Source organism: Pseudomonas lini, from assembly GCF_964063345.1.
Lineage (GTDB): Bacteria > Pseudomonadota > Gammaproteobacteria > Pseudomonadales > Pseudomonadaceae > Aquipseudomonas > Aquipseudomonas lini_B.
On record NZ_OZ061318.1, the window covers coordinates 3,946,798 to 3,971,928 of the forward strand.

16 protein-coding genes are annotated in these 25,131 nt (G+C 57.2%); 3 read left to right on the top strand and 13 right to left on the bottom strand.

Features of this window, described 5'->3' with window-relative positions; genetic code table 11:
- The first annotated feature begins 424 nt into the window (after positions 1-424).
- Positions 425-7,507 carry a TcdA/TcdB pore-forming domain-containing protein gene (locus AB3226_RS17825; RefSeq protein ID WP_367374015.1) on the top strand — a complete coding sequence of 2,361 codons (7,083 nt, stop codon included), beginning with the start codon at positions 425-427 and terminating at the stop codon, positions 7,505-7,507.
- A gap of 230 nt (positions 7,508-7,737) precedes the next feature.
- On the opposite strand, the gene AB3226_RS17830 is transcribed toward AB3226_RS17825, so the two are convergent.
- Positions 7,738-8,382, bottom strand: coding sequence for a hypothetical protein (locus tag AB3226_RS17830; RefSeq protein WP_367374016.1), 645 nt, complete (start codon positions 8,380-8,382; stop codon positions 7,738-7,740).
- Between the two features lie 261 nt (positions 8,383-8,643).
- Here AB3226_RS17830 and AB3226_RS17835 point away from each other — a divergent pair, with 261 nt between their 5' ends.
- Together AB3226_RS17835 and AB3226_RS17840 are read left to right on the top strand one after the other, a co-directional pair.
- The gene (locus tag AB3226_RS17835; RefSeq protein ID WP_367374017.1) at positions 8,644-9,465 is read left to right on the top strand and encodes a hypothetical protein; all 822 of its coding nucleotides are present in this window, start codon (positions 8,644-8,646) and stop codon (positions 9,463-9,465) included.
- A 48-nt stretch (positions 9,466-9,513) separates the two neighbouring features.
- Positions 9,514-10,170, top strand: a complete 657-nt coding sequence (locus AB3226_RS17840; protein ID WP_367374018.1) for a hypothetical protein — start codon at positions 9,514-9,516, stop codon at positions 10,168-10,170.
- A gap of 66 nt (positions 10,171-10,236) precedes the next feature.
- On the opposite strand, the gene AB3226_RS17845 is transcribed toward AB3226_RS17840, so the two are convergent.
- The 12 genes from AB3226_RS17845 to AB3226_RS17900 form a co-directional block, all read right to left on the bottom strand.
- Positions 10,237-10,833: a MarC family protein gene (locus tag AB3226_RS17845; protein WP_019582263.1), complete on the bottom strand. Its 597-nt coding sequence runs from the start codon at positions 10,831-10,833 to the stop codon at positions 10,237-10,239.
- Positions 10,834-10,898: 65 nt separating this feature from the next.
- Positions 10,899-13,676 (bottom strand): response regulator, encoded by a 2,778-nt coding sequence (locus AB3226_RS17850; protein WP_367374019.1) that lies wholly within the window; start codon positions 13,674-13,676, stop codon positions 10,899-10,901.
- Positions 13,677-13,775: 99 nt separating this feature from the next.
- Complete coding sequence (gene purD / locus AB3226_RS17855) at positions 13,776-15,071, bottom strand: phosphoribosylamine--glycine ligase (protein ID WP_367374020.1); 1,296 nt, start codon at positions 15,069-15,071, stop codon at positions 13,776-13,778.
- A 152-nt stretch (positions 15,072-15,223) separates the two neighbouring features.
- Positions 15,224-16,831 carry a bifunctional phosphoribosylaminoimidazolecarboxamide formyltransferase/IMP cyclohydrolase gene (purH, locus tag AB3226_RS17860; protein ID WP_367374021.1) on the bottom strand — a complete coding sequence of 536 codons (1,608 nt, stop codon included), beginning with the start codon at positions 16,829-16,831 and terminating at the stop codon, positions 15,224-15,226.
- Positions 16,832-16,912: 81 nt separating this feature from the next.
- The gene (gene fis / locus AB3226_RS17865; RefSeq protein ID WP_007907419.1) at positions 16,913-17,233 is read right to left on the bottom strand and encodes a DNA-binding transcriptional regulator Fis; all 321 of its coding nucleotides are present in this window, start codon (positions 17,231-17,233) and stop codon (positions 16,913-16,915) included.
- Positions 17,230-18,240, bottom strand: coding sequence for a tRNA dihydrouridine synthase DusB (gene dusB, locus AB3226_RS17870; RefSeq protein WP_367374022.1), 1,011 nt, complete (start codon positions 18,238-18,240; stop codon positions 17,230-17,232). The genes fis and dusB overlap by 4 nt, the downstream gene beginning before the upstream one ends.
- Before the next feature lie 185 nt (positions 18,241-18,425).
- Positions 18,426-19,646, bottom strand: a complete 1,221-nt coding sequence (locus AB3226_RS17875; RefSeq protein ID WP_367374023.1) for a DUF3426 domain-containing protein — start codon at positions 19,644-19,646, stop codon at positions 18,426-18,428.
- A 30-nt stretch (positions 19,647-19,676) separates the two neighbouring features.
- Positions 19,677-20,555 carry a 50S ribosomal protein L11 methyltransferase gene (gene prmA, locus AB3226_RS17880; protein ID WP_052965847.1) on the bottom strand — a complete coding sequence of 293 codons (879 nt, stop codon included), beginning with the start codon at positions 20,553-20,555 and terminating at the stop codon, positions 19,677-19,679.
- Between the two features lie 323 nt (positions 20,556-20,878).
- Positions 20,879-22,237 carry an acetyl-CoA carboxylase biotin carboxylase subunit gene (gene accC, locus AB3226_RS17885; protein WP_258619748.1) on the bottom strand — a complete coding sequence of 453 codons (1,359 nt, stop codon included), beginning with the start codon at positions 22,235-22,237 and terminating at the stop codon, positions 20,879-20,881.
- A 17-nt stretch (positions 22,238-22,254) separates the two neighbouring features.
- On the bottom strand, positions 22,255-22,716 hold the full coding sequence (accB, locus tag AB3226_RS17890; RefSeq protein WP_038978781.1) for an acetyl-CoA carboxylase biotin carboxyl carrier protein: 462 nt from the start codon (positions 22,714-22,716) through the stop codon (positions 22,255-22,257).
- A 46-nt stretch (positions 22,717-22,762) separates the two neighbouring features.
- A complete protein-coding gene (gene aroQ / locus AB3226_RS17895) occupies positions 22,763-23,215 on the bottom strand; it encodes a type II 3-dehydroquinate dehydratase (protein WP_123358611.1) in 453 nt (150 codons plus the stop codon).
- A 132-nt stretch (positions 23,216-23,347) separates the two neighbouring features.
- Positions 23,348-25,087 carry a protein-disulfide reductase DsbD gene (locus AB3226_RS17900; protein ID WP_367374024.1) on the bottom strand — a complete coding sequence of 580 codons (1,740 nt, stop codon included), beginning with the start codon at positions 25,085-25,087 and terminating at the stop codon, positions 23,348-23,350.
- Positions 25,088-25,131: the final 44 nt, after the last annotated feature.

Here is a 25,131-nt window from a genome sequence, read left to right on the forward strand (position 1 = left end):
TGCTGAGAAGAAGTTCGATCTGTTCGCGTAGTCCTTTTCTGTAGTTGAATGCCTCGATTTTGCGCATGGCGCGTAAAGCCGTTTGTTTGTTGCAGAGTTCAATGTTCTGGGTTGTCTGGGCGCGTATGTAACTACTGTAATGCCAGGTTTTATTTTTTCCTGAGTTCAATTGTATTGAAATTAATTGAGTTTTTTCATGTTTGAAGTTTTCGTGCGCGCGATTTAGTTTGTTTCGTGTGAAGCGCTTGCTTTGCCATGTTGGTTTGGTTTCGTTCGAAAAGAATGCGAAATATTTGGCGTGATTGCCGGGCGGTCTTTGTGCGCCTGAAAATAACGATCTTCATTGCTGGTAGAGGCCGGATTACTTGTTTTGTGTGTCCGGCTTTCAATATTTATTTGCCTGTATCGATGGCAGGAGAACATTGTGTCTAATAGTCATTTCTATACCCCGCACGTGAGCAGTCACGTCAAGTTCGTTAAACTTTTTAAAGTTGCTGAGCTTGAGCGTGCTTTGATTTCGCACAAAGGGACGGCCGAGTACGAGGCTGTGTTCAGGTATTACTTTGGTTGCCTCGGTTTGCTCGATTCCCCCAGGCTGCTGGAGCCGCTGGGCCTGTTGAAGCAAGCTTTGGCTTCTTTCATCGGATCTGTCGGCCGACAGCGGCGAACCACAGCATCAATTTCCGAGAGCCCAACGCCCGACTTGACCGATATCTACGAACGACTTGAAGGTTTTGAAGTTCGTCTCGCGAGCGGGGTCCGGCAGTTGCAAACTCCGGCAACCCAAGTGCCTGACAATTTGCACTTCGTCTGGCTTGGCGGCGGTATCGGGGATATTCAACGCGACTATCTCAATATCTGGAAACAAGCGTTGGTCGGGCAGGGTTACACGCTCAAGCTTTGGTATGACAGCGATGCGCTGCTGGCTTACGAAACTAACCGGATTATCGTCCAGGCGGCCAAGGCTGATGCCATGCTTAATGGCGGACAGGCCAGTAGTACTGCTATTGAACTGGGCGACAAGTATGAAGAACGGGTCATCGCCCTCAAGCAACAAATGTTTGCGCACATTAACAAAGCGGTAGAAAGCGGCCAGAACGCCGACGACGCCAGGATCGGACTGTTGGTTCGAGGCTACGGTCAAAATGAAGACCGTTTAAAAGTCCTGAGGGAAAGCAACCGCCGCAGCCTGGTGGCATTGGGTGAGGGCGGTATTGTTCTGCGCGATCTCGCCACCGAGGCGACACCGCTGTACTTGCAAGCTATCTACGCGAGAGAAATCAGCCTGCGTGGCAATTTTGCTGCTGCCTCCGATGTTGTGCGTGCCGAGGCGCTGTTCGCCGAAGGTGGCAGCTACGCCGATGTGGATAACCTGCCGCCGTTGCTGGAAACACTGGGCGGTGTGGATATCAGCCGGTTTGGTTCGGATGCACGCCTGGGTGTTCTGCAGTTGGTACTGGATGAACAACCCGAATGGATGCCGGGACGTCAGGCTGTGCGCGGCAGGTACACAAACTATCTCGAGCAAATTCCCCTGGAGCATCGCGCGGCATTGGAGCGTTTCGCCAAAAGCCGACCGCAGATCAGCGAAGTTTTCCACCCTCCGGTAGAGCGTAAGGTTCGGCCGGATGGGCTGCGAGCGGTCGCCGAGCAAAGCACGTTGAGCAATGCGTTCATGATGGCTCATCCCGGTTCCGCAATGCTCTTGGCTGTTCTTGATCGTTTCAGGCTCAACTATGAGGTGGTCGATGCCACCGCCCGGTTGGCCATTGAAAGAAAGATTGCGCTTATCGACGCTGAAGCCATCAGTGGCCTTGCCGAGGAGGTGGTCGAGAAAAGGTTCGGCCCTTTGCATGAGCTCCCAATGGAGGAAGAAATAGCGGTCAGATTTCTGGTTGAGGCTGCCGCCGCGTACTACAGCGACGGTATCCGTCCCCAGAGTGAAGTGACGATCTATCTGACCGGGCCTGCTGCGATGCGCGATGGACTGGGGGACTATGAAAAGATGCACTTCACCCCACGGGGCGCTGAAGCCTCGCGGGCTGAAGTCGCTATTCCGGCCATCGCAACCGTCAACCGGGCGACCGAGGAAGAGTTGGATCATTCCTGGAAGGAGAACGAAAGCGACACCAGCCAATGGCTCAATAGAGAAAAGCAGCATTGGGAGGCGGGGCAGTTCAAGGCGCGCTATATCGGCAAACTGGATCAGTTACTCAAAAACCAGGCCATCCATTTCGACAATGGCTGGCCGGTGATTGAAGGTCGGCATGTGTTGTCGACTGACCTGCTGCAGTCCCTGGCGGGTCATCTTGGCAAACCATTTTTGCAGGCAATGAGCCAACGTGCCGAGGGTGAAGTAACGTTCGAACAGCAACTGTGGCTGAGTTTCGATGAACGGCGATCCATCATTGCGCAAGCGGTCGAGCTCCCGCCGTCGGCCTCTCCCAATGAGGCGGCGACTCGGGATTTGCCGATCGATGAATTGCTTCGCCAAATCGGCAAGGGATCCTTGCGGGTCGAGCAACTGAACCCTCTGCAGCGGTTGTTGATTGGAGCGCTGGTGGGGGCAAAGGCACTGGATCAACGCAGCTTTGATGTCGTCAGCGCCGAGTTGGAGAACCTGGCGAATACGGTGTCTGAGTTGGGCGTTTCTCATCGTTATGGGGCTATTGAACAGGCGCTGTTCAAGCTAAACCATCCGGCGTTTCTGGCAGGGTTGGCGGATACTTCCAACCCACACGCAGCCCTCTCCGAAACCAGTGTCGAACTCAAACGGCAGGCGCTCGACCAGCCTCTGACCCTGGTTGAGTGGGGGCGTAGGGTGGCCAAAATTCAGCACGTGGCGAAACTCGAATACCGCGACCGGATCAGCGAGCAAATGGGAGAGGTGCTGGCAAGCTTCGATCATGGCAGTTTCAAAATGGTGCCCCAGGACTTGTTGCTCGAAGGCGCGGGCGATCGGGTTGCCGGGCGCTGTTACCCATTGGCGTTGGCCATGGCTGCTGCGCTTCACAAAGGCAATACGGCGGCAAACACCTTGCGCGAGCGTTTTTACCTGGCCGTCACTGAGCCTGAGGCCAATGATTCAAGGGTGTTTGTGAGCATGATCGAAGAGCTGCGTGATGCACCTGTCGATGATATAGGTGAATCATTGGAGCGCTCTGATCTGACCCGGATCGTAGCGATGCTGAAAGAGAAAACAGCCACTACTACCATGATGCTCAACTCGGACAACCACTCAATGTTGGTGGCGAAAGTCTTCGAAGGCGAGCACAGCATTTATCTTCTCTACGACCCGAATTTCGGGATCTTCGAATTTGCTACACCGCTGGCGTTCAATGGTGCATTGACGCACTTTTTCATCAGCCAGCAGATGGCCAGGCATTACGCAGCCTTTGGCGATGCGCAGAGGCCGACCTTTGATCTGATCGAGCTCGACACCGACAGCCTGAACAAGAGGGTGCTTGCGTCCGGTATCGAAGTTTCAAGCTTGTCCGCGCCAGGTGCTTTGCCTGAACAAACGCTATCACGGGTTCGACAACGCGTGGCCAGTGCCCGTGGGCGATCGCTGGTGAACAATGTAGCGCTGGGGAGCTCCTTGCGGGAGCTGGATGCACACTGGTGGGGAGAACAGATCGCCCAGGCGACAAGGCAGTTGCAGACCCAACACCAATTATCGGCGGATGCCGTCCCGTTGTTCGAGACATTGGAGATTACGCCGAGCGGGGAATACAAGATCAGTCTGGTCGATCCCAAGGCTGGGCAGACCATGACGCATGTCACGACTGATGATCACCGGATCCTCAGGATAAAGGAGTTTCTCTCCGGGCTTTTCGAGACGTTGGCCAGCAAACAACGGGCGCCAGTCTCCGGGGGCGATCCGACTGAGGCAGGCAGTGTCCATACGCTCAATGCCGGTTTCACCCTACAGGCTTTGATGAACGCGCTACGACATCATGAAGGCGCGGCAAGCGGTGGTGACAATGCGCTGACCACCGCCATTCGCCTGCATGCTTACGTGAACTATGCCCAACTGGCCCATGGCAACGTTGTGGATGTCATTGGCATTATCAAACTGGTTCGCCAGGCACTGGACGATGAAAAATTGATTGCCCGGACCAGCGCACCGCTTGTGCAAAGAGCCTTGGGGCATATTGCCAACGAAGGGGTGGGTACGGTGTTGGGACTGGTGAATGTCGGGTTTGATATTTACCAGTTGAACCACGCAACCAATGACATTGAAAAGGCCCAGTTCGGGACACAGTTGACGTTCGACTCCGCCAGCGTGGTATTGGCCGCCGCAGGCCTGGGCGCCGCACTTGCAGGTGCGGGCACGGTTGCTGCGGTATTGGGAGGCGCAGGGGTGATTCTGGGTGGGTTGGCGGTTGGCGTTGCTGCGCTGGCCGAAGGCTTTGCCACCATTGCGGAGGAGGCCAAGGAGGTCGGGCTGTTCTTTGACGGGCTCGAAAAGGCTTATTTACAAGGCGGTTATCACCTGGATAAAGCGACGAATGCCTGGATTGCACATCCATTACTGGTGTTCGCCGATCTGGATTTTCAGGATTCCACCGTCCGTTTCGACAGCCCGAAGCTATTCCCGCTGCGAGATCATTTCGGGGTTCCGGATTTCGATGTGGATTACGCACGTGCCACCGATATTCGCCAGAGTCTTGAGTTGCCCGGCTCGGCACCTTTCTCACCGCAGGCCGGGCAAACGATCGTGCTGCCCTGCACGCCCAAGACCTGGTACGGCTATGAATACAAGTTGCTGCCGTTTGTCACGTTTCGTCATGCCGGTGGATTCGACACGGCACGCCGGCTGGAGAAAAAGAACGAACAGGGGCAATGGCAGTTTCTGTTTTCGTTCTACTCGTTTCCCGGTGAGTACGTGGTCAACCGGTTGTACCCCGTATACAAGCCAACGGTTTTCAATGTTCGCCTCGACACCATTGAGCGCTCGTTGGTAGTGCCTGCTCTACCCAAACTGTGGCATGACATGATCACTTACCGGATTGAAAGTGCGGGTGCTCAATGTTCCGTGGTGCTCAATCCAGGTGTTGCTCTTGAGCTAAATACACCACTCCACATCGCAGCTCGCTGGGTTCTACTCGCTCCCTGGCTGAAAGAGGCAGATGTTCAGATAGAGCCTTTGGGGCGCCTTGTGTCAGCCACGTTGGGTGTGAAATTTGGGGGTGGCGGCGTTCACGATGTGTTGCTAAAGCTGGCTGACAACAAGCTCATGCGCGTTGATCTTGTTGCCCTGCGGTTGGAGGTGGTCGAAGAAGATGCGGACCCGAAGCTCGGAGAGCAAGCGTTGTTGGACCATTTCAAATCACTGGCCCGTGAACATCGACTGGCCATGGCTTATACCCCCGTCCATGAGTTCCTGGTTCCATTCGAAAGTCCGGACGAACCCAGGACAGTCACCGCCTATTACGATTCGGCGCAGGATCGTTTTCTGTATATACGCGACCCGCAGGTGCTATTGGCCGATGAGGTTCTATTGGGGGCGGTCGTGGAGGGTTCGGCTTACTTCTACAATCCCGAGACTTTCTACGTCTGGCAAGTTGATGCAACCACGGGAACTTTGATTCAGCGCTATCGTTTGCTTGTTAAAGATGACACGGCCATTGTCCGCTGTGAGGCCATGGCCAATGGCGGCATTCAGATCGTGCAGCAGCTCACTACAAAGAACGGCCAGAACACTGAACTGACCTACTTGATCCATGACGGGGCAGTGTGGCTGAGTTCAATCACCCTGGGCCTGGTTCCAGCACTGCAGCCAGTGCTGGACGCGGATGTACTGACTGATTGGAAGCAGGTGCTGGGCAACTATGTCTTGCCGCGGGAATCAGCGCATACAGTGAACTGGCATCCCGGTGCGCTGGTGTCGATTTGTTGGCAACTGGAGGACAAATATCGGGATTTGATCTGGGTTCGCAACAGTGACGGCTTGATCATCCGGCCGCCTGCCAGACGTCATCATTCGCGGGGATGGAAAGACTCAATCAAGGCATTGACCGATCTACTGCTCATCGCTCCCGCTGGGGTCGAGGGTGAAGTGTTTGTTACCTATGACAGGTTAGCCGGAAGACTTGTGCGACAGCAGAGGTCGGTGGTGAATGGCCGCACGCAATGGTCTTCCAGAGAAATCATCCCTGAGGGGTTGAAAAATGTTATCGCCGTTGAGCACGGCTATCTCGCGCTGACCGACACCAACCTCTTCTTTAATATGATGCCGGACGGGCATCTGCGCTTGGGCGGACTGACCGAAACCTGGTTCAAGAACCGATCCCAATGGTGGTCCGCACTGGCAACGGTGGCGACACAATACCCGGTATCGAGTTTTGCCATCCTTGGGTTGACTGGCTTTCAGGGCGATGCCGAATTGTGCGCCTGGTACCTTGATGATCGACTGCTACTCGCTGACCTGGGGCAGGGGAAAGAAGTACGGTTGCTGAGTATTACCCCGGACAACCAGGCCGTCTGGCTGTTCGATCTTTCAACCGGCAAGATTGTCCGCCAGGGTTTTGTCGATCCGGACCATTTGGACGCGGCTTTTGCCCAGGGAACGAAGCTGTTGCAGGCCGGGGCATTGCCGGCCCCAATACAGGAATGGGTGTCCTGGACCTTTAGAGACGTGACGGTAGAAGGCGCTGGCCTGAGGGCAACGACCCTTGATGGCGTGGAGGTGGATTTACAGCACAACCAACCGGCAAGGATTACAGGCGTTGATACCCATTGGGTCGCGGCACTGGAGGGTGAATTGCATGAAGGCCTGGCGTCGCTGGCGAAGGAACATCGTTGCGCTGATTTTCTTTCTGTCAAAGACCCTGACTACTCGCAGTGGTACGTGGTCCGGACTGAACGGTTGATTCGGATTCCGCCAATTGCCACTGCTGCGCAATACGCGCTGGTGGGCACGCAGAATCAAACCAATGTGATGTTGCACGATCGCGGGGAGGGTTTCTTGCACACCTATCCGAAAGAAAACAAGGTCGGGCCCCTTGCCTATATTCAGCGAAACGCCGAAGTACTAACGGTCGAAGGGCCGAAGATGGGCAAGGACCTGCTTCCGTTGATTGCCGATGATGTCAGCATCCTGGTTCTCAATATGGGTCAAGGCTCAACAACCTGTCGGCTTACCAAAGCGACGTGGTTGAAACTTGAATCGGTCATCGTCGATTGCCGCTATTCATTGGATCGCCCGCCTTCGGTTCCAGGAAAATTGACCTGGGATATCGTGGTTGCAGATCAATTATGGATGAACCGGGTCGATGAGCATTTGGTCATTGTTGATTCCGACAGCGGACACAGTTTGATCTTTCGTCACGTATTTGCGGTGGACCCAGCCCTGCGTGGAGATGTGTTTCTGGCATTGGGCGACTATCAATCCTTTGCGGTATCGACACTGGTCAGTGCTCTGCTCGCCAGAAAGGATACCGCCAATAGCGTATTGCTCAATAAGCTTTTGTCGGTCGGGAAAGTTGAAGCAGTCGTCAGTTAAATTTTGAAGGACACTCACACACACACTGGACACTGTTCAGTGTGTGTGGCTGTCGGCATCCTCCGGCAACCCGAGGTGTTGTCGAATGTTGATGGCTTTTGAACGATCCGGATCATGATCCGGCGGGTTCAACGTGTAGGTGTTGGCCGAGAGAATCTCCTGACTATCGAAGGTGATTCGCTTCTTGCGATCGTATTGCCTTGCGTGGCCAAGATCTGGTTCGGGTTCGATTACTCGGCGCTGCCGTTTCTTTTCCTCAAGGAAAATCGCGACATACGGAATTTGTTGATTAGCTCGTTGAGTCGCCATCTCCAATGCTCGAGTTTTTCTCGATCTAATACCAGGTGTGCAGTCCGGCGAACGATTTTTGCTGATCGATTTTCCAACTTCCAGAATAAAAAGTTGCCATTTTTTGTTTCGGAAAACAACTGCACTTGAATGATCTTTATGGAAAGGTTGCCTCGTGAATCATACTTGGCGGGGATAACTTGTAAGCTTTGGCCTTCCCCGGACTCTTCACCCAGTGATAGGAGTGCTGGGTTGTTGAGCTTCAAGGAGTCGAACGTGTCGATCATGGCGTTTTTTTCTACGGGGTCCTTGATCATCCATACAACGTAGTCTGCTAAAGACATCGTTACGTCGTTAAGTGTGAGTTCGTTAACATATCCGTTCGTGATCCAGCCAAAGTTGTCCAATGCTTGTAGGTATTCCATAAGCCAGTCATCTGAGTCGGCGTAACGGAGTTTCGACTCGTCGGCATACTTGGTTGCAATATTTTGGATGCCTGCCAGATCATCGAGGTCGCGCAAGGACATTGTTTCGACGTAGGAAGTCAAGGTCGGGCCGGTTACCAGTCCGGAGAGTAGCTCGTTCATATATAAAGTCTCGTCAGGGTTAAGTCGGGTTTACTCTGTGTTTGTATGGGGTTGCGTTGTTTGAGGTTCATGAATACAACGCTTTACGGAAGTTTAAAAGCCGTCTGTTCTTGGGGTGTGTGTCCGATTGTTAGTTGAGTATATGAGAGGTTGTTTTGCACGCACATATTCAGTAACCGGTTAGGGGTGTTGTATGAGGATATGATGAATTAGATTGGTGTTAGTCCGCAGGAGCGGTCAATTGGATAAAAAGGAGTATTTATGAATGATTTTGAAAGTGTAGTGAGCGTTGCGCAAAGCGTTGAGTTGGTAAAGGCCCGTGTTAGTAAGCGTAAGGCGCTAGCGCCCGCTGGGCTGCGTCCACGTGCGCTCGCCGTGCAGCAAGATGACAATCCGACAAAGGAACTTGATGCGGTTATGCTGGGCGATGCGCTGGTGGGCTACGGCAAGGGTATGTCGCTCAGCAATATGGCGATCATAGAGAACATCATGACAATGGCCATTATGGAGGCTAATTACGAGGTCCCCAACGGCAAGAATACTAAGCGATGGTATGAGGAGTTTGTTCGGTGTTTGGGGGACCTTGGATGTTTTATCGCCGATGATGGTTACACTCAGTACTCCAGTAGTACTCTGCGCGTCGATATGGACTATGTAATTAAAGATATCGTTAAAGGAATATTGGACGGTGTGAAGGCAGGTTTTCCGGCTGCCTCTGTGCTCGGCGGGGTAATAGAAACCACAGTGGGTGGTTTGAAGGACGATCAGAAAACCTTAAATCTTTACAATAACGAGGTAAAAATACCCGAAGGTGCGCGACTGTCGGTCATTCCGTGCGAAGAATTGGAGAACGGTCTTCTAATCGTCTCGTCTGCATCAATAAAGCAAACAGGGTCTTCGCACAACGGCGGTGTTCTCTTTGTAAATTGGCAGTCTTCGGCGCTGGAAATTTTTCGAGGGAAGTCGTTCATTACTTTTAATCCTGTTCGATATGAGGGGTTTAGAAATGACATTGAAGAATATCTTGGCGCACATCGAAAGGAAGTGCTCAAAAAAAGGTTTAGTCGTCGTAGGCCTGCATAATTTAAATGATTGAAGCAGAAAGGCGCTGGTTTCCTTTCGGGGAGTTGAATGGAGTATTCAATTTATATAAGCACATGCAGTGTTTTGTTGCTGTCCCGATCATTGTCGGAGCCTTTAAAGCAGAGTGTGCAGGATTCGATTCTTTTTTCCCAGCTTTGCGCAGACGAAGATTTTTGCGAAAGCCCGGCGACTGTAGAGTGGCAGGATGTCTTCAAGGAGTCTTTGGGCTCTTGTGGCTGGAATTTGCACGAACAGCAGGAAATCTCATTACCTGCTGACAGCGGACGGTTCAAACTTGCAAATATATTGTTTTGCATTTTTGGAAAGCACCTTTCAGGTGCGCAGAAAGATTGCCTGGATATCGCTTCCAAGAAGCTTTCTGCGTTGTCGAAAAGTACACCGCTTGCCGAAATTTTCCGTGATCATGCGGTGCTGAAAGAGCAAGCTCATATCAAAATGCAATTAGGCATCGTTGACGAAGAGGGGCTTCTTACAATAGCTACGGTGCTTTTCAAGACCGTTGAGGACGTGGGACCGAACCTCATTGATCATGTTTTCGATCCGGCCCGAGTGCAAGGGCGCATGAAAACTGGTTTTGTTAATGCTCGATTGAACATCAAGAGTTATGAGGAGAATGCAGAGAACGTTGTGCAGTGGCTGGGTTCGCAACGGCAATCCCACTCCGGGCGCATTGATGAGCTGTAACGATGACGACCTCATATGGGGTCGTCTTTTACCTCTAGGATCGCCAAATGGAGGCAAGTAGGTGACTCAGGGCACCAGATACCCTTTAACCCCGGTAAAAATAATCTGCGCCGCCAACGCGCACACGAACAACCCCATCAACCGACTGACAATCTGCAACCCCTGATCACCCAGAATCCGCTCGATGCGGTTCGACAGATACAACACCACCCCGACTGTGAAGCTGGCCAGCGCGATACTGAGAATGGCCGTGAGTTTGTCGTCCCAGTGCGGCTGGCTCACGCCCATGACCAACAGGGCGCCGATGGTGCCGGGGCCGACTGTCAGCGGAATGGTCAGCGGAACGATGGTCACGTCTTGCTGCACATTGTCGGTCTGCACCACCGACTTGCCCTGGGCCATGCCCAGCGCCGAGATGAACAGCACACTGCCGGCACCGATACGGAATGCATCCACGGTAATGCCGAACACGTCAAAGATCACCCGCCCGAACAGGTACAGCAAGACGCTGGAAACCAGTGTGGCAATTGCCACTTTCCAGGCCAGACGACGTTGTTCCTTGCGCGAATAACCGCGGGTCAGACTGATGAAGCAGGACAACACGAAGAACGGGCTATAGAGCACCAGCATCTTCAGGTAAACGCTGAACAACACGTGGAGCATGGGACAAGCTCACTGGCGAGGGAAGTCGAGGGGGGAGTCTATCAGGCGCTATGGAGTCTGTCGGCTCAGGAGGTCTGAACCGCTGCCCGGTTTTGCTGATCACGCTGGGCAACCCAATGCTCGATCAGGTCGCGCAACTGCGACAGCTCGACCGGTTTGGCCATGTGCCCATCCATGCCGGCCTGACGTGCGCGCTCTTTATGCTCGGCGAGGATGTGTGCGGTCAAGGCCACCACGGGGGTGCGAATCCGCTGGTTACCGACTTCCCAGGCACGCAGTTGCTGAGTGGCGGAGAAGCCGTCGAGGATTGGCATTTCACAGTCCATCAGTACCAGGTCATAGCGCTGGGCCTTCATCGCCACCAGGGCTTCTTCGCCATTGCTGGCGGTGTCCGGTTGCAGATTAAGTTTGCCCAGCATGCCGCGTATGACCTTGGTCGAGATGCTGTTGTCTTCGGCCACCAGAATGCGGAAATCGCTGGGCACCTTGACCGGGAGAGTAGGGCCGGTGGGCAGGAGCTGTGACACGGACAGGCCTTTATTGCGCTGATTCAGCTCGTCCGCCAACGTGGTCTTGAGGGTATAGCCGGCCACAGGTTTGGCGAGAATGCGCTTGATCCCGGAATTACGCGCGATGATCTTGCTCGGAGCATTGCTGATGCCGGTGAGCATGATCAGCAGAATGTCATGGTTCAGGCTCGGGTCTTCCTTGATCTTGGCGGCCAGTTGCATGCCGGTCATGCCGGGCATGTTCTGGTCCAGCAGGACCACGTCGAAATAATCGCGCAGGTGAGCCTTGGTGCGCAGCAACGCCAGGGCCTCCTTGCCGGATGGCACGGCGCTGACATTCAAGCCCCAGGCGCTGCACTGCTGCACCAACACCTTGCGACAGGTGTCGTTGTCGTCCACGACCAGAACGCGTGCGCCTTGCAGCGGGCTGTCCAGGTCCGAGGTCGGATGTTCGAGACGGTCCGGGTCCAGTGGCAGGGTCAGCCACAAAGTGCTGCCCTGGTTGGCGCCGCTCTTGATGCCGAATTCACCCTGCATCAAACGGATCAGCTGACGGGCAATCACCAACCCTAGATTGCCCCCCAGGCTGGTGGCCGAGAGGAAGTGCTTGCTGTGCAGTTCGGCATGCATCAACGCGTCGCGTTCTTCCGCTTCCATGGGCTGGCCGCTGTCCTGCACGGCGATGCGCAGCCGCGGTTTGGCGCTGCGTTCATCCAGAGCGACGACGATCAGGATCTCGCCTTCGTCGGTTTTCTTCAGGGCGTTTTCCAGCAGGCTCAACAGGGTCTGGCGCAGGCGCGTCGGATCTCCGCTGATGACGCGTGGTACCTGCGGCTGGATAAAGCTGATCAGCTCGACGTTCTGCTGTTCGGCCTTGGCGCGGAAGATGCTCAGGCAGTCTTCGATCAGGGCGTTGAGGTCGAACTGCACGTCGTCCAGTTCGATCTGCCCGGACTCGAGTTTGGAGATGTCGAGAATTTCGTTGATCAGTGTCAGCAGCTCATTGCCGGCGCTGTGGATGGTCTGCACATAGTCGCGCTGCTTGACCGACAGCGGTGTGCCCAGCAGGAGTTCGGTCATGCCCAGCACGCCATTCATCGGGGTGCGGATTTCGTGGCTGATCTTCGCCAGAAACTCGGCTTTGGCGTTGATCTCGGCGTTGCTGGCGGCCAGATCGCGACTGACGCTGAAACGGTCTTCGGTAATGCTTCGCTGTCGCTCGCCCAGGGCAACACTCATCAACAGGCCACTGATGCAAATAAACACCAGAAGAACAATGATCAGGCCTTGCGGAGCGACAAGGGTCAGTCCCTGCAGTGCCGGCAGGATAATCAATGTGCCGAGGTTGAATACCACCATGGCCGCCACGAACAGGCGCGCCGGGCGATAGCCTTTTTGCCAGTGATGGGCACTGACGAACAACATGCTCAGACCGGCCAGAGCAACCAGCCCATAGGTGATCAGGTTCAGTGGCAGTGTGTTGACGAACAGCAACAGCAGGCCGCAGACCATGATGAACAGTATGTCCCCCAGCAGCAGCTTGTTCAGCGGGTGAGGGCCGAGCGGGGCGAAGAAACGGTAGGCGAACATCAGACCGCAAGGCGCGGTCATCAGCAAAGCGAGGTAGGCACCGGGTGTCTGCACGGCGGACCAGTTCGGCAACCATGGCCGTGCCAGGTTCAGTAGCAACACCAGGCTGAGCATCAGCAGCCCTTCGCATGCTGCCAGCCAGAGGCTGCTGCGCGAGCGGGTGTAGATGTAACGGGTCAGGTTGTGCAGGATCAGCATCCCTAGGCAGCCAAAGAGCAAGCCGTAGATCAGCGTCTGGTACTGAGTGGCCGCGGTCATGACCGCCGATTGCAGGGTGATGTAAGGCCGAAACTGGTGTTCGGAAACCAGCCGCAGGTAGACGTCGAGGGTTTTGTCGCTTTGTGGCAGCGGCAACATGAAGTCGCTGCTGGGGAGGGGGCGCTTAGCCTGGAGCTGCCCGGTACCGGTATTCAATTGATCGATCAACTGGTCGCCGTCGAGCACATACAGATTGAGGTGCGACAGGTCTGGTGCGAACACTCGCAGCAACTGTTCATGCTTGCCGGGTGCGAGCCTGAAACGCAGCCATAGCGCGCCATCGGGCGCGGCCGCGGTGAGGCGGTCGAGTTCGATGGGGCTGAATTGATTGGTGTAGCGGCTGGAACGGATGTCGCTCAGCTGCAGATCGCCCTGTTCGTCGAGCAATACTGCCCAGCCACTGCCTTGCGCGGCCTGGGCCGGGAGCATGCAGAGCAAGGTCAGCAAAGTGACGGTGAAGCCTATGGCAATCCTGAGCCAGCGCACGGCGAAATCCCTTCGTAGGTTAATGCCAGAGTATAACTATGCGCGGCGCCGGAATAGTCAGGCAAGGGCCGCAAGCCCTTGCCTGGCCGAATGGATGACTTATTCCTGATTTTCGCCACGCTCGCGGGCAATGGCGCGGTAGCCAATGTCCTTGCGGTAGAAGCAGCCTTCCCAGTCGATTTTAGCCGCTAGTTTGTAAGCCTGCTGCTGGGCTGCATCGACGCTGGTGCCCATGGCGGTAGCGCACAGCACTCGACCACCGGCGGTCACCACTTGACCGTCCTTGAGCGCAGTACCGGCGTGGAAGACTTTGCCTTCCAGTGCCGCGGCTGCATCCAGGCCGTTGATGGCGACGCCTTTGGCGTAGTCACCCGGATAACCGCCAGCGGCCAATACGATGCCGACGCTCGGACGTGGATCCCATTGCGCTTCGACCTTGTCCAGCGCTTGCGCCAAAGCTGCTTCGACCAGCAACACCAGGCTCGACTGCAAACGCAGCATCACCGGTTGGGTCTCAGGATCGCCGAAACGGCAGTTGAACTCGATAACTTTTGGGTTACCAGCCTTGTCGATCATCAGGCCGGCATAGAGGAAACCGGTGTAAATGTTGCCTTCCTCGGCCATGCCACGCACGGTTGGCCAGATCACCAGGTCCATGACCCGCTGATGGACTTCGGCTGTGACGACCGGAGCCGGGGAGTAAGCACCCATGCCGCCGGTGTTCGGGCCGGTATCGCCGTCGCCGACGCGTTTGTGGTCCTGGCTGGTGGCCATCGGCAATACGTTCTTGCCGTCGACCATGACGATGAAACTGGCTTCTTCGCCGTCCAGGAACTCTTCGATCACCACGCGGGAACCGGCGTCGCCAAACGCGTTGCCGGCGAGCATGTCGCGCACTGCGTCTTCGGCTTCGCTCAAGGTCATGGCGACGATTACGCCTTTACCGGCGGCCAGGCCATCGGCCTTGATTACGATCGGTGCGCCTTTTTCACGCAGATAAGCCAGGGCCGGCTCGATCTCGGTGAAGTTCTGGTAGTCGGCGGTCGGGATCTTGTGACGAGCCAGGAAGTCTTTGGTGAAGGCTTTCGAACCTTCCAGTTGCGCGGCACCCGCCGTTGGGCCGAAGCAATCCAGGCCACGGGAGCGGAACAGGTCGACGACACCGGCGACCAGCGGCACTTCCGGGCCGACGATGGTGAGGGAAACGTTTTTCTCCGCGAAATCTGCAAGCTGCTCGAGGGCGAGCACGTCGATAGCAACGTTCTCGCACTTTGCTTCAATGGCCGTGCCGGCGTTGCCCGGGGCAACGAAAACTTTCTGCACACGCGGATCCTGAGCCACTTTCCAGGCCAGGGCGTGTTCACGGCCACCGCTGCCAATGATCAAAACATTCATTTCAAAAAACCTCGGATGACGCTAATTCTGTGGGGGGCGATCGTTCCCACGCTCTGCGTGGGAATACCTCAACGGACGCTCTGCGTCCGAGGGACGCGGAGCGTCCCGGGCTGCGTGCCCACGCAGAGCGTGGGTACGATCAAGCAAAGAAATCAGTGACGGAAGTGGCGCATGCCAGTAAAGACCATCGCGATGCCAGCCTCGTCGGCAGCCGCGATCACTTCGTTATCACGCATCGAGCCACCTGGCTGGATCACCGCAGTGATACCGACCTTGGCCGCATTGTCCAGACCATCGCGGAACGGGAAAAAGGCGTCGGAGGCCATCACCGAGCCTGCCACCTGCAACCCGGCGTGTTCGGCCTTGATCGCGGCGATACGTGCGGAGTTCACGCGGCTCATCTGGCCGGCGCCGACACCGATGGTCTGACGGTTCTTGGCGTAGACGATCGCATTGGATTTGACGTACTTGGCGACTTTCCAGGCGAAGATCAGGTCATTGATCTCCTGTTCTGTCGGGGCGCGCTTGGTCACGACTTTCAGGTCTTCGCTGCCGATCATGCCGATGTCGCGGCTCTGCACCAGCAAACCGCCATTGACGCGTTTGTAGTCCCAGGCCGGGGCGCGATCAGCCGACCACTCGCCACAGGCCAGCAGGCGTACGTTGGCTTTTGCAGCGACGATGGCGCGAGCTTCTTCACTGACGGACGGGGCGATGATCACTTCGACGAACTGACGCTCGACGATGGCCTTGGCGGTTTCAGCATCCAGTTCGCGGTTGAACGCGATGATGCCGCCGAACGCCGACTCGGTGTCAGTGGCGTAGGCCAGTTCATAGGCCTGACGGATGCCGCCTTCTGCGTCCGGGCTTACGGCCACGCCGCATGGATTGGCGTGCTTGACGATCACGCAGGCCGGTTTGACAAAGCTCTTCACACATTCCAGCGCGGCGTCGGTGTCGGCCACGTTGTTGAACGACAGCTCTTTGCCTTGCAGTTGGGTCGCGGTGGCAATGCCGACTTCGGCAGGCTTGGCTTCAACGTAGAACGCCGCGCTCTGGTGCGGGTTCTCGCCGTAGCGCATTTCCTGAGCCTTGATGAACTGGCTGTTGAAGGTGCGCGGGAACTCGCTGCGACCGGAGGTAGCGAGGGTTTCAGCCGCCTGGTTCACGGTGCCCATGTAGTTGGCGATCATGCCGTCATAGGCGGCGGTGTGTTCGAAGGCCTTGAGCATCAGGTCGAAACGCTGAGCGTAGGTCAGGCCGCCGGCCTTGAGGCTTTGCAGGACGTTGGCGTAATCGCTGGCATTCACCACGATGGCCACGTCTTTGTGGTTCTTGGCTGCCGAACGGACCATGGTCGGGCCGCCGATGTCGATGTTTTCGATGGCGGTCGGCAGGTCGCAGCCTGGCTTGTTGATGGTGGCTTCGAACGGGTACAGGTTGACCGCAACCAGATCGATCGGCTTGATGCCGTGCTCGTTCATGATGGCGTCGTCGATACCGCGACGACCGAGGATCCCGCCGTGGATTTTCGGGTGCAGGGTTTTCACCCGACCGTCCATCATTTCTGCGAAACCGGTGTAATCCGCGACTTCCACTGCGGCAACGCCGTTGTCGCGCAGCAGCTTGAACGTCCCGCCGGTGGAGAGGATCTCGACGCCCAGGGCTTCGAGTTCCTTGGCGAATTCAAGGATCCCGGTCTTGTCGGAAACACTGATCAAGGCGCGGCGGATCGGCAGGCGGGTAGTCTGGTCGGTCATTTCAATTTCCATCAAAAGCAAAGGAGTCAGCAAAAAAGGCGACCGGTTATACGCGGGCGCCTTTCTGGTTTGATTGAATGCTTACAGCAAGTCGTACTGCTTGAGTTTCTTGCGCAGGGTGCCCCGGTTCAACCCGAGCAACTCACTGGCTTTGGTCTGGTTGCCCTTGACGTAGTTCATCACGCATTCGAGCAGGGGAGCCTCGACTTCGGAGAGCACCAGGTTGTACACATCCGTGACGGCAGCGCCCTCAAGGTGGGCGAAATAATTGTGCAGCGCCTTCTCGACACTCCCGCGAAGGGTCTGACCTTCTTCGCTCGGCGTATTGAGGTGCTGTTTCAAATTCACGTTGTCGCTCACGGGTGTTGTTCCACTCACTAAAGTCTCGGTCATCATCGTCATGCAGCCACCCCTTCTCCGTCCCCTGTCAGGCTCTTGTAGCGTTCGGCGAAGAAGGCCCGAACGTAGGCGCATTGTGCTTCCGTCTCTTGCAAACGATTGAAGTGGGCGCGGAACTCCCTGGCGCCCGGCAAGGTTGCGAGATACCAGCCCACATGCTTGCGAGCTATGCGCACGCCCATGACGTCGCCATAGAAGGCATGCAGCGCGGCCAGATGCTCAAGCAGAATACGTTCCACCTCGATCAGTTCCGGTGCCGGGAGTTTTTCGCCGGTACGCAGATAATGGTCGATTTCACGAAAAATCCATGGCTGCCCCTGGGCAGCCCGCCCCACCAACAGGCCATCGGCACCGGTCGCGTCGAGCACGTATCGGGCCTTCTCGGGTGAATCGATATCGCCATTGGCGAAGACCGGAATCGACACTGCCTGCTTGATCGCGGCAATGGTGTCGTACTCCGCTTCACCGGTATACAGATCGGCACGGGTGCGGCCATGTACCGCCAACGCCGTAATGCCTGCCTGTTCGGCGATCTTCGCCACGGTCAGGCCGTTCTTGTTCGCCCGGTCCCAGCCGGTGCGGATCTTCAGGGTGACCGGTACATCGACCGCAGCCACCACGGCCTGCAGGATCTCGGTCACCAATGCTTCATCTTTCAACAGGGCGGAGCCGGCGGCCTTGTTGCAGACCTTCTTCGCCGGACAGCCCATGTTGATATCAATAATCTGTGCGCCCAGTTCGACATTGGCCCGGGCTGCATCCGCCAGCATTTGCGCATCTCCGCCGGCGATCTGTACCGAGCGGGGCTCGGGATCACCTTCGTGGATCATGCGCATCCGCGATTTGCGGGTGTTCCACAAGCTCATGTCGCTGGTGACCATTTCCGAGACTACAAGGCCCGCGCCCAGTCGCTTGCACAGCTGACGAAAGGGCTGATCGGTGACACCCGCCATGGGGGCGAGAATCAAGCCGTTGTGCAATGTATATGGACCGATGCGTACCGCCGACATAGGACTTCCCTGTTGTGGGGCCGGATCATGAGAGTTCGAAAAAGGGTTGGCATGATACCCGCTCTCGATGACTGGATAAAGGCTGAATTGAACAAAATCTGAACAGTTATTCTGTTATCGCCAGCGGTTTGGTTTGAACGGTCAAAGTCAGAAAACTGCCGTCAAGCCTGTAACACTCGAGCGTTTCACTCGGGAGAATGGAAGCTCAGGCTGTAGTTCACCGCTTTGGGGCCTGGATCGAGAATGTCCAGCGCGATGTGGATCGGCGTTTGTGGTGGCATTTCCGCCAGGCCTTCGAGGTCGCCGCTGAGGTACTCGCCGGGCTTGAAGCGACGGCTGGCGATCAGGTGGCCGTTGAGGTCGGCAAAGCGCAGTTCCAGCAACGGGAAGGGCTGGGAGAAGGGCGCGCGATTGTAGATGATGGCATCGACCACGAGTGCGCCGTTGAAGTCCGGGTGGCTGCGGACCACCAGGTTGCTGCTTTTGACTTTCGCGATGTCGACCTTGGACGGCACGGTGCAGCCGATCTGCGGACATAGTTGCTGGAACCACGGACGGTACTGGTCCTGGCGTGCCAGTTCGTCGAAGTGGTAGGCGACATATTGGCCAGCGAGGCCGGCGGCGCCGAGCAGGATCAGCAGCAACCAGAAAAAGCGCCGGCCCCAGGGGGAGCGACGTTTTTGCCAGTCCAGTTGCAACGGGTCGTCGCTCAGGTCCTCCAGCACTTCCGCGCGCAAGGCCGGTCCGCTGCGTTCGCGTCGCTTGCGCAGGGGTTCGACCGAGGGCAGGGCGTCGTCGACTTCATCGGGAGTCGCCGACAGGCTGCCAAAGGGGATCGGGGCGTCGAGCGGGTCGTGCAGGCGCAGATGTTGTATCTCGGGCTCGTCGTCCAGATCCGCGGGTTCCAGCGACAGCGAAGGCTCGGTGCGCGAGTGTTTGCTCGGCTCGATCGTCGGTTCTGGCGTGGGCGCGTCTGCGGTTTGTGCGCGATCGGCGGCCGATTCACTGAAGAGGCTGTCGGACCAGGGCTCCTGATCGTGCTCGGTGGTATCGCGGCGAGCGCTGAGGCTGTCTTCGCGGGGCCGAATGAATTCCGTTGTTGGCTGGATTTCCCGCTGTTCAAGGCGGGCGAGCTCTTCGTCCAGATCCAGGCTGTCCAGATCCATTTCCGCAGCGGTCCATTGCTTTTGGCTGATGGCCCGCTGTACGGGTGGTTCGACGGGCGCCGGTGCAACCGGTTTGACCGTCTCCTTGCCGGCCCGCTGCTCGAGTAACTGCTTGGCGGCGTTGAATACTTGCAAGCACGAGCCGCAACGAACCACTCCACGGGCCGCGCTCAACTGAGCATGGCTGACGCGGAAGCTGGTTTGGCAATGCGGGCACTGGGTGACGAAGCTGTCGGTCATGCGGCAATCCGGTTTATGCAGGCGCTCATTCTAGCGCCGACGGCCAGTAATGCGTACCCAGCCGTCGCGATTGGCAATCGGGTCCAGATCGAAGTCCTGAGCGTAGGCAGCGGCGACTTCTTCACCTTGTTCGGCGAGGATGCCCGACAGCGCCAAGCGACCGCCCGGCTTGACCAGGCTGGAGAGTTGCGGCGCCAGCGAAACCAGCGGGCCGGCAAGAATGTTGGCCACCAGCACGTCGGCCTGAACCTGTGGCAGGTCTTGCGGCAGATACAGCGGGAAGAGTTCGTCGGCAATGTTGTTGCGACCGGCATTGTCGCGGGAGGCTTCCAGCGCCTGCACGTCGATGTCGGTGCCGACGGCTTGCTTGGCGCCCAGCAACAGCGCGGCAATCGCCAGAATCCCCGAGCCGCAACCGAAGTCGAGCACGTTGCAATCTTTCAGGTCCTGACCGTCGAGCCATTCCAGGCACAGCGCGGTGGTCGGGTGAGTGCCGGTGCCGAACGCCAGGCCAGGGTCCAGCAGCAGGTTCACCGCGTCCGGCTCAGGCGCGGCGTGCCAGCTCGGGACGATCCACAGGCGCTGACCGAAGCGCATCGGCTGGAAACCGTCCATCCAGCTGCGTTCCCAGTCCTGGTCTTCGATCACTTCGCTGTGATGCTCGGGCAGCGGGCTGCCGGTCAGCAACTCGAGGTGGGCCAGTACGCTGGCGGCTTCGGTGCCACCTTCGAACAAGGCCAGCAGATGCGTGTGCGACCACAGCGGGGTGGTATTGAGTTCCGGTTCGAAAATCGGCTGATCTTCGGCGTCCATGAAAGTCACCGACACGGCGCCCACTTCAAGGAAAGCGTCTTCGTAGGTTTCGGCTTGTTCTGGGCTGATGGCGAGACGGACTTGCAGCCAAGGCATGGCGGGCACCTTTGAAAAATATAGATTGCAGCCTAGCGGGCTGCGAGAAGCGCGCAAGTTTACGCGAGCGCGAGGCAGAAGACGACCGGGTAGCCGCGCATCGGGAGTCATCCAATATCTGTGGCGAGGGAGCTTGCTCCCGCTGGAGCGCGAAGCGGTCCCAAAATGGCAGGTACGGATCTGTCTGGCACAACCCTGTTGAATGGTCTTGCGGTTGCTGTGCAACCGAGCGGGAGCAAGCTCCCTCGCCACAAGGGTGAAGCATTCAATCCCCCAGAAACGACAAAGCCGCCCGAAGGCGGCTTTGTTGATCGGGCTAAAGCTTAGTGCTTTTCGCCAGCCAGCTTGTGCTCGAGGTAGTGAATGTTCACGCCCCCTTTGCAGAAACCAGCATCACGGACCAGATCGCGGTGCAGCGGGATGTTGGTCTTGATCCCGTCGACAACGATTTCGTCCAGCGCATTGCGCATGCGCGCCATGGCTTCGTCACGGGTTGCGCCGTAGGTGATCAGCTTGCCGATCAACGAATCGTAGTTCGGCGGAACGGCATAGCCACTGTACAGGTGCGAATCGACGCGAACGCCGTTGCCGCCTGGAGCGTGGAAATGCTTGACCGTGCCTGGGCTAGGCATGAAGGTTTTCGGGTCTTCGGCGTTGATCCGACATTCCAGCGCGTGACCGCGGATAACGACGTCATCCTGGGTGTACGACAACTTATTGCCAGCGGCGATGCTGAGCATCTCCTTGACGATGTCGATGCCGGTGACCATTTCCGAAACCGGGTGTTCTACCTGGACACGAGTGTTCATCTCGATGAAGTAGAAGTGGCCGTTTTCGTACAGGAACTCGAAGGTGCCGGCGCCACGATAGCCAATGTCGATACAGGCCCTGACACAGCGTGCGAGGACTTCCTCGCGCGCGTTCTCGTCGATGCCCGGTGCCGGCGCTTCTTCGAGAACCTTCTGGTGACGACGTTGCAGCGAGCAATCGCGGTCGCCCAAATGGATAGCATGGCCCTGGCCATCGGAAAGAACCTGAACTTCCACGTGACGTGGGTTAGTCAGGAATTTTTCCAGGTAGACCATCGGGTTGCCGAACGCTGCGCCCGCTTCGGAACGGGTCAGTTTCGCCGAGGCGATCAGGTCTTCTTCCTTGTGCACGACGCGCATGCCGCGACCACCACCGCCGCCAGCGGCTTTGATGATCACCGGGTAACCGACTTCGCGACCGATGCGCAGAGCGGTTTCTTCGTCTTCAGGCAGTGGGCCGTCGGAACCCGGAACGGTTGGAACGCCAGCGGCGATCATGGCGTGCTTGGCCGATACCTTGTCGCCCATCAGGCGAATGGTTTCGGCTTTCGGGCCAATGAACGCGAAGCCGGAGTTCTCGACCTGTTCGGCAAAGTCGGCGTTTTCCGCAAGGAAGCCGTAGCCTGGGTGAATGGCGGTAGCGCCGGTCACTTCAGCAGCGGCGATGATGGCCGGAATGTGCAGGTAAGAGTGCGCGGCCGATGCCGGACCGATGCAGACGGATTCGTCTGCCAGGCCCAGGTGCATCAGCTCTTTGTCGGCCTTGGAGTAAACGGCGACAGTCTTGATGCCCATCTCTTTGCAGGCACGCAGAATCCGCAGGGCAATCTCACCGCGGTTGGCGATCAGAACTTTTTCCAACTTCGCAGTCATCAAAGTTTCTCCGCGGTTCAAACGATGGTGAACAGCGGTTGGTCGTACTCAACCGGCTGGCCGTCTTCGACGAGGATGGATTCGATCACACCGCTGGCTTCAGCTTCGATGTGGTTCATCATCTTCATGGCTTCGACGATGCACAGAGTGTCGCCTTTCTTAACGGTCTGGCCGACTTCAACGAAGGATGGCGAGGACGGCGAAGATTTGCGATAGAAAGTACCGACCATCGGCGAACGGGCAACGTTGCCGTTCAGCACAGGCGCAGCCGGAGCTGCAGGAGCAGCGGCGGCAACCGGAGCAGCAGCGACAGGCGCAGGTGCCGGAGCATGCATAGGAGCGGGAGCGTAGTACTGCTGAGCCGGCGTCTTGCTGTGACGGCTGATGCGTACGGACTCTTCGCCTTCCTTGATCTCGAGCTCGTCGATACCGGATTCTTCCAGCAATTCGATCAGTTTCTTAACTTTACGGATATCCATGAATCATCAACTCCCAAGGGTCGGTCAGGGGCGTTACGCTTGTTGTTCAAGCTGTTGCCGGTCTTTCAAGCTGCTCTAGGGCGGCCTCCAGGGCCAGTCGATAACCGCTGGCGCCAAGGCCGCAGATCACTCCCACCGCAACGTCGGAGAAGTAAGAGTGATGGCGGAAAGGTTCGCGTTTGTGCACGTTAGACAAATGCACTTCGATGAATGGGATGCTCACTGCCAGCAGCGCGTCACGTAATGCGACACTTGTATGCGTAAAAGCTGCTGGATTGATCAGAATGAAGTCCACACCTTCGCCGCGAGCAGCGTGGATGCGATCGATCAATTCGTACTCGGCGTTGCTTTGCAGGTAGAGCAAATGGTGGCCGGCATTGCGCGCCCGCTGTTCCAGATCCTGATTGATCTGCGCCAGCGTCGTTGCACCGTAGACGCCCGGTTCCCGGGTGCCGAGCAGGTTCAGGTTGGGGCCGTGTAAAACCAATAGGGTCGCCATCTGCTGCTCCTTTGTCATCTGTGTGCAATTGTCAGAACGCTGCGACTATGCCGCAAAGCCTTTGTGACTGTCCAGTTCTATGCAATAGCCAGCACGATGGCCGATGTTTACGCGAAATATGTGACCGGGTCATTAAATCCGGTCATTTGCTTTCGCAACACGTTCGGCGAAGTTTTTTGCGTTGATCTCGCCGATCACCCGCACATCGGTACGTTCGACGCCATCTTTGCCAAAAAACATCAGCGCCGGAGGACCGAACAGCTTGTAGCGGTCGAGCAGGGCGCGTTGTTCGGCGTTGCTGGCGGTGATGTCGAAACGGATCAATCGATAGCCTTTGAGGCGTTCGAGGACATTGGCATCGTTGAGAACTTCGTGTTCGATGACTTTACAACTGATGCACCAGTCGGCGTACCAGTCGAGCAGCAGCGGTGTGCCGGAGGATTTGGCTTCGGCGAGTACGCGGTCCAATTCGGCTGGAGTGATGATGGTTTGCCAGTTGCCGGCGATTTGCGGTTGACCGCTGCCCGCGATAATGCGCGGTTGGCCAATGGGGTTGAGCGGATCAGTCTGGCCGCTGAACGCGCCATACCAACAGACCAAGGCATAAAACAGCAGAAGCATCCCGAGTAATTGCCCCAAGCGTTTTCTCGGCGGTTTATAGACGAATTCCAGCGCGCCCATAAACAACCCGACGCCACCGGCGAGCAAGCCGATCAGCAACAAGGTGATCTGGCCCGGCAATACCCGGCTGAGCAAAGCGATCGCCAGCCCCAGCAGCAGTACTCCAATCGCGTTTTTTACATAGATCAGCCACGGACCGCTTTTCGGCAGCCAGGCCGCGCCACCGGTAGCCACCAGCAACAGCGGCGCACCCATGCCCAGGCCGAGCATGAACAGTTTCAATCCGCCGCCCAGAGCGTCGCCGCTGGCGCTGATATACAGCAGCGCGCCGGCCAGTGGTGCCGATACACACGGCGAAACCAGCAGGCTCGACACCACGCCCAGCACCGCCGCGCCCCACAGTGAGCCGCCTTCGGTACGCCCGGCAATCCGGTCCAGCCGGCTACTGATGGCGTGGGGGAGTTTCAGTTCGAATACGCCAAACATGGCCAAGGCAAACACTGCGAAAAACATCGCGAACGGCACCAGCACCCAAGCCGACTGCAAGCGCGCCTGAAGATTGAGCTGTGCGCCGAACATGCCCATCAAGGCACCGAGCAAGGCGAAACAAACGGCCATCGGCAGTACGTAAGCCAGCGACAGGTTGAAACCGCGTAAACCACCGACCTGCCCGCGCAGGACCACTCCGGAAAGGATCGGCAGCATCGGCAGCACGCAGGGGGTGAATGTCAGGCCAACACCTGCAAGGAAAAACAGCGCCAGTTCGCGCCAGTCCCAGGCTGTGGTCGCGCCGCTGCTGCCATCAATACTCAGGCGCTCAGTCTCGGGCGGGTAACACAGGCCTTTATCGGCGCAGCCCTGATAGGTCACGGCCAGGGTAAAGGCGCGTGAATCGGTGCGCGGCAGTTCTACATCGAGAATCCCGTGGTAAACCTCGACATCGCCGAAGAACTCATCGTGCTTTTGTTCGCCCTTGGGCAGTTGCGCCGCGCCGAGGCCGACATCGGCGGGTTCGGCGCGAAACTGGAAGCGATGGCGATAGAGGTAGTAGCCCTCGGTGGCGACGAAACGCAGTTTGATCGATTGCGGCGTGCTTTCTACCAGGCTCAACTGAAAGGCTTCGCGCACCGGCAGAAAATCAGCGCTGTTGTTGATCGACCCCAGGGTGGAACTGGGCCGACTGTCCAGCAACCCGGCGGCGGAGGCCGGCAGGGCGAGCACTAAAAACAGCAGGCAGAGCAAACGGCGCATGACAATCTCGCGTATCGAAAGTGTGGGCATGATAGCGGACAGTG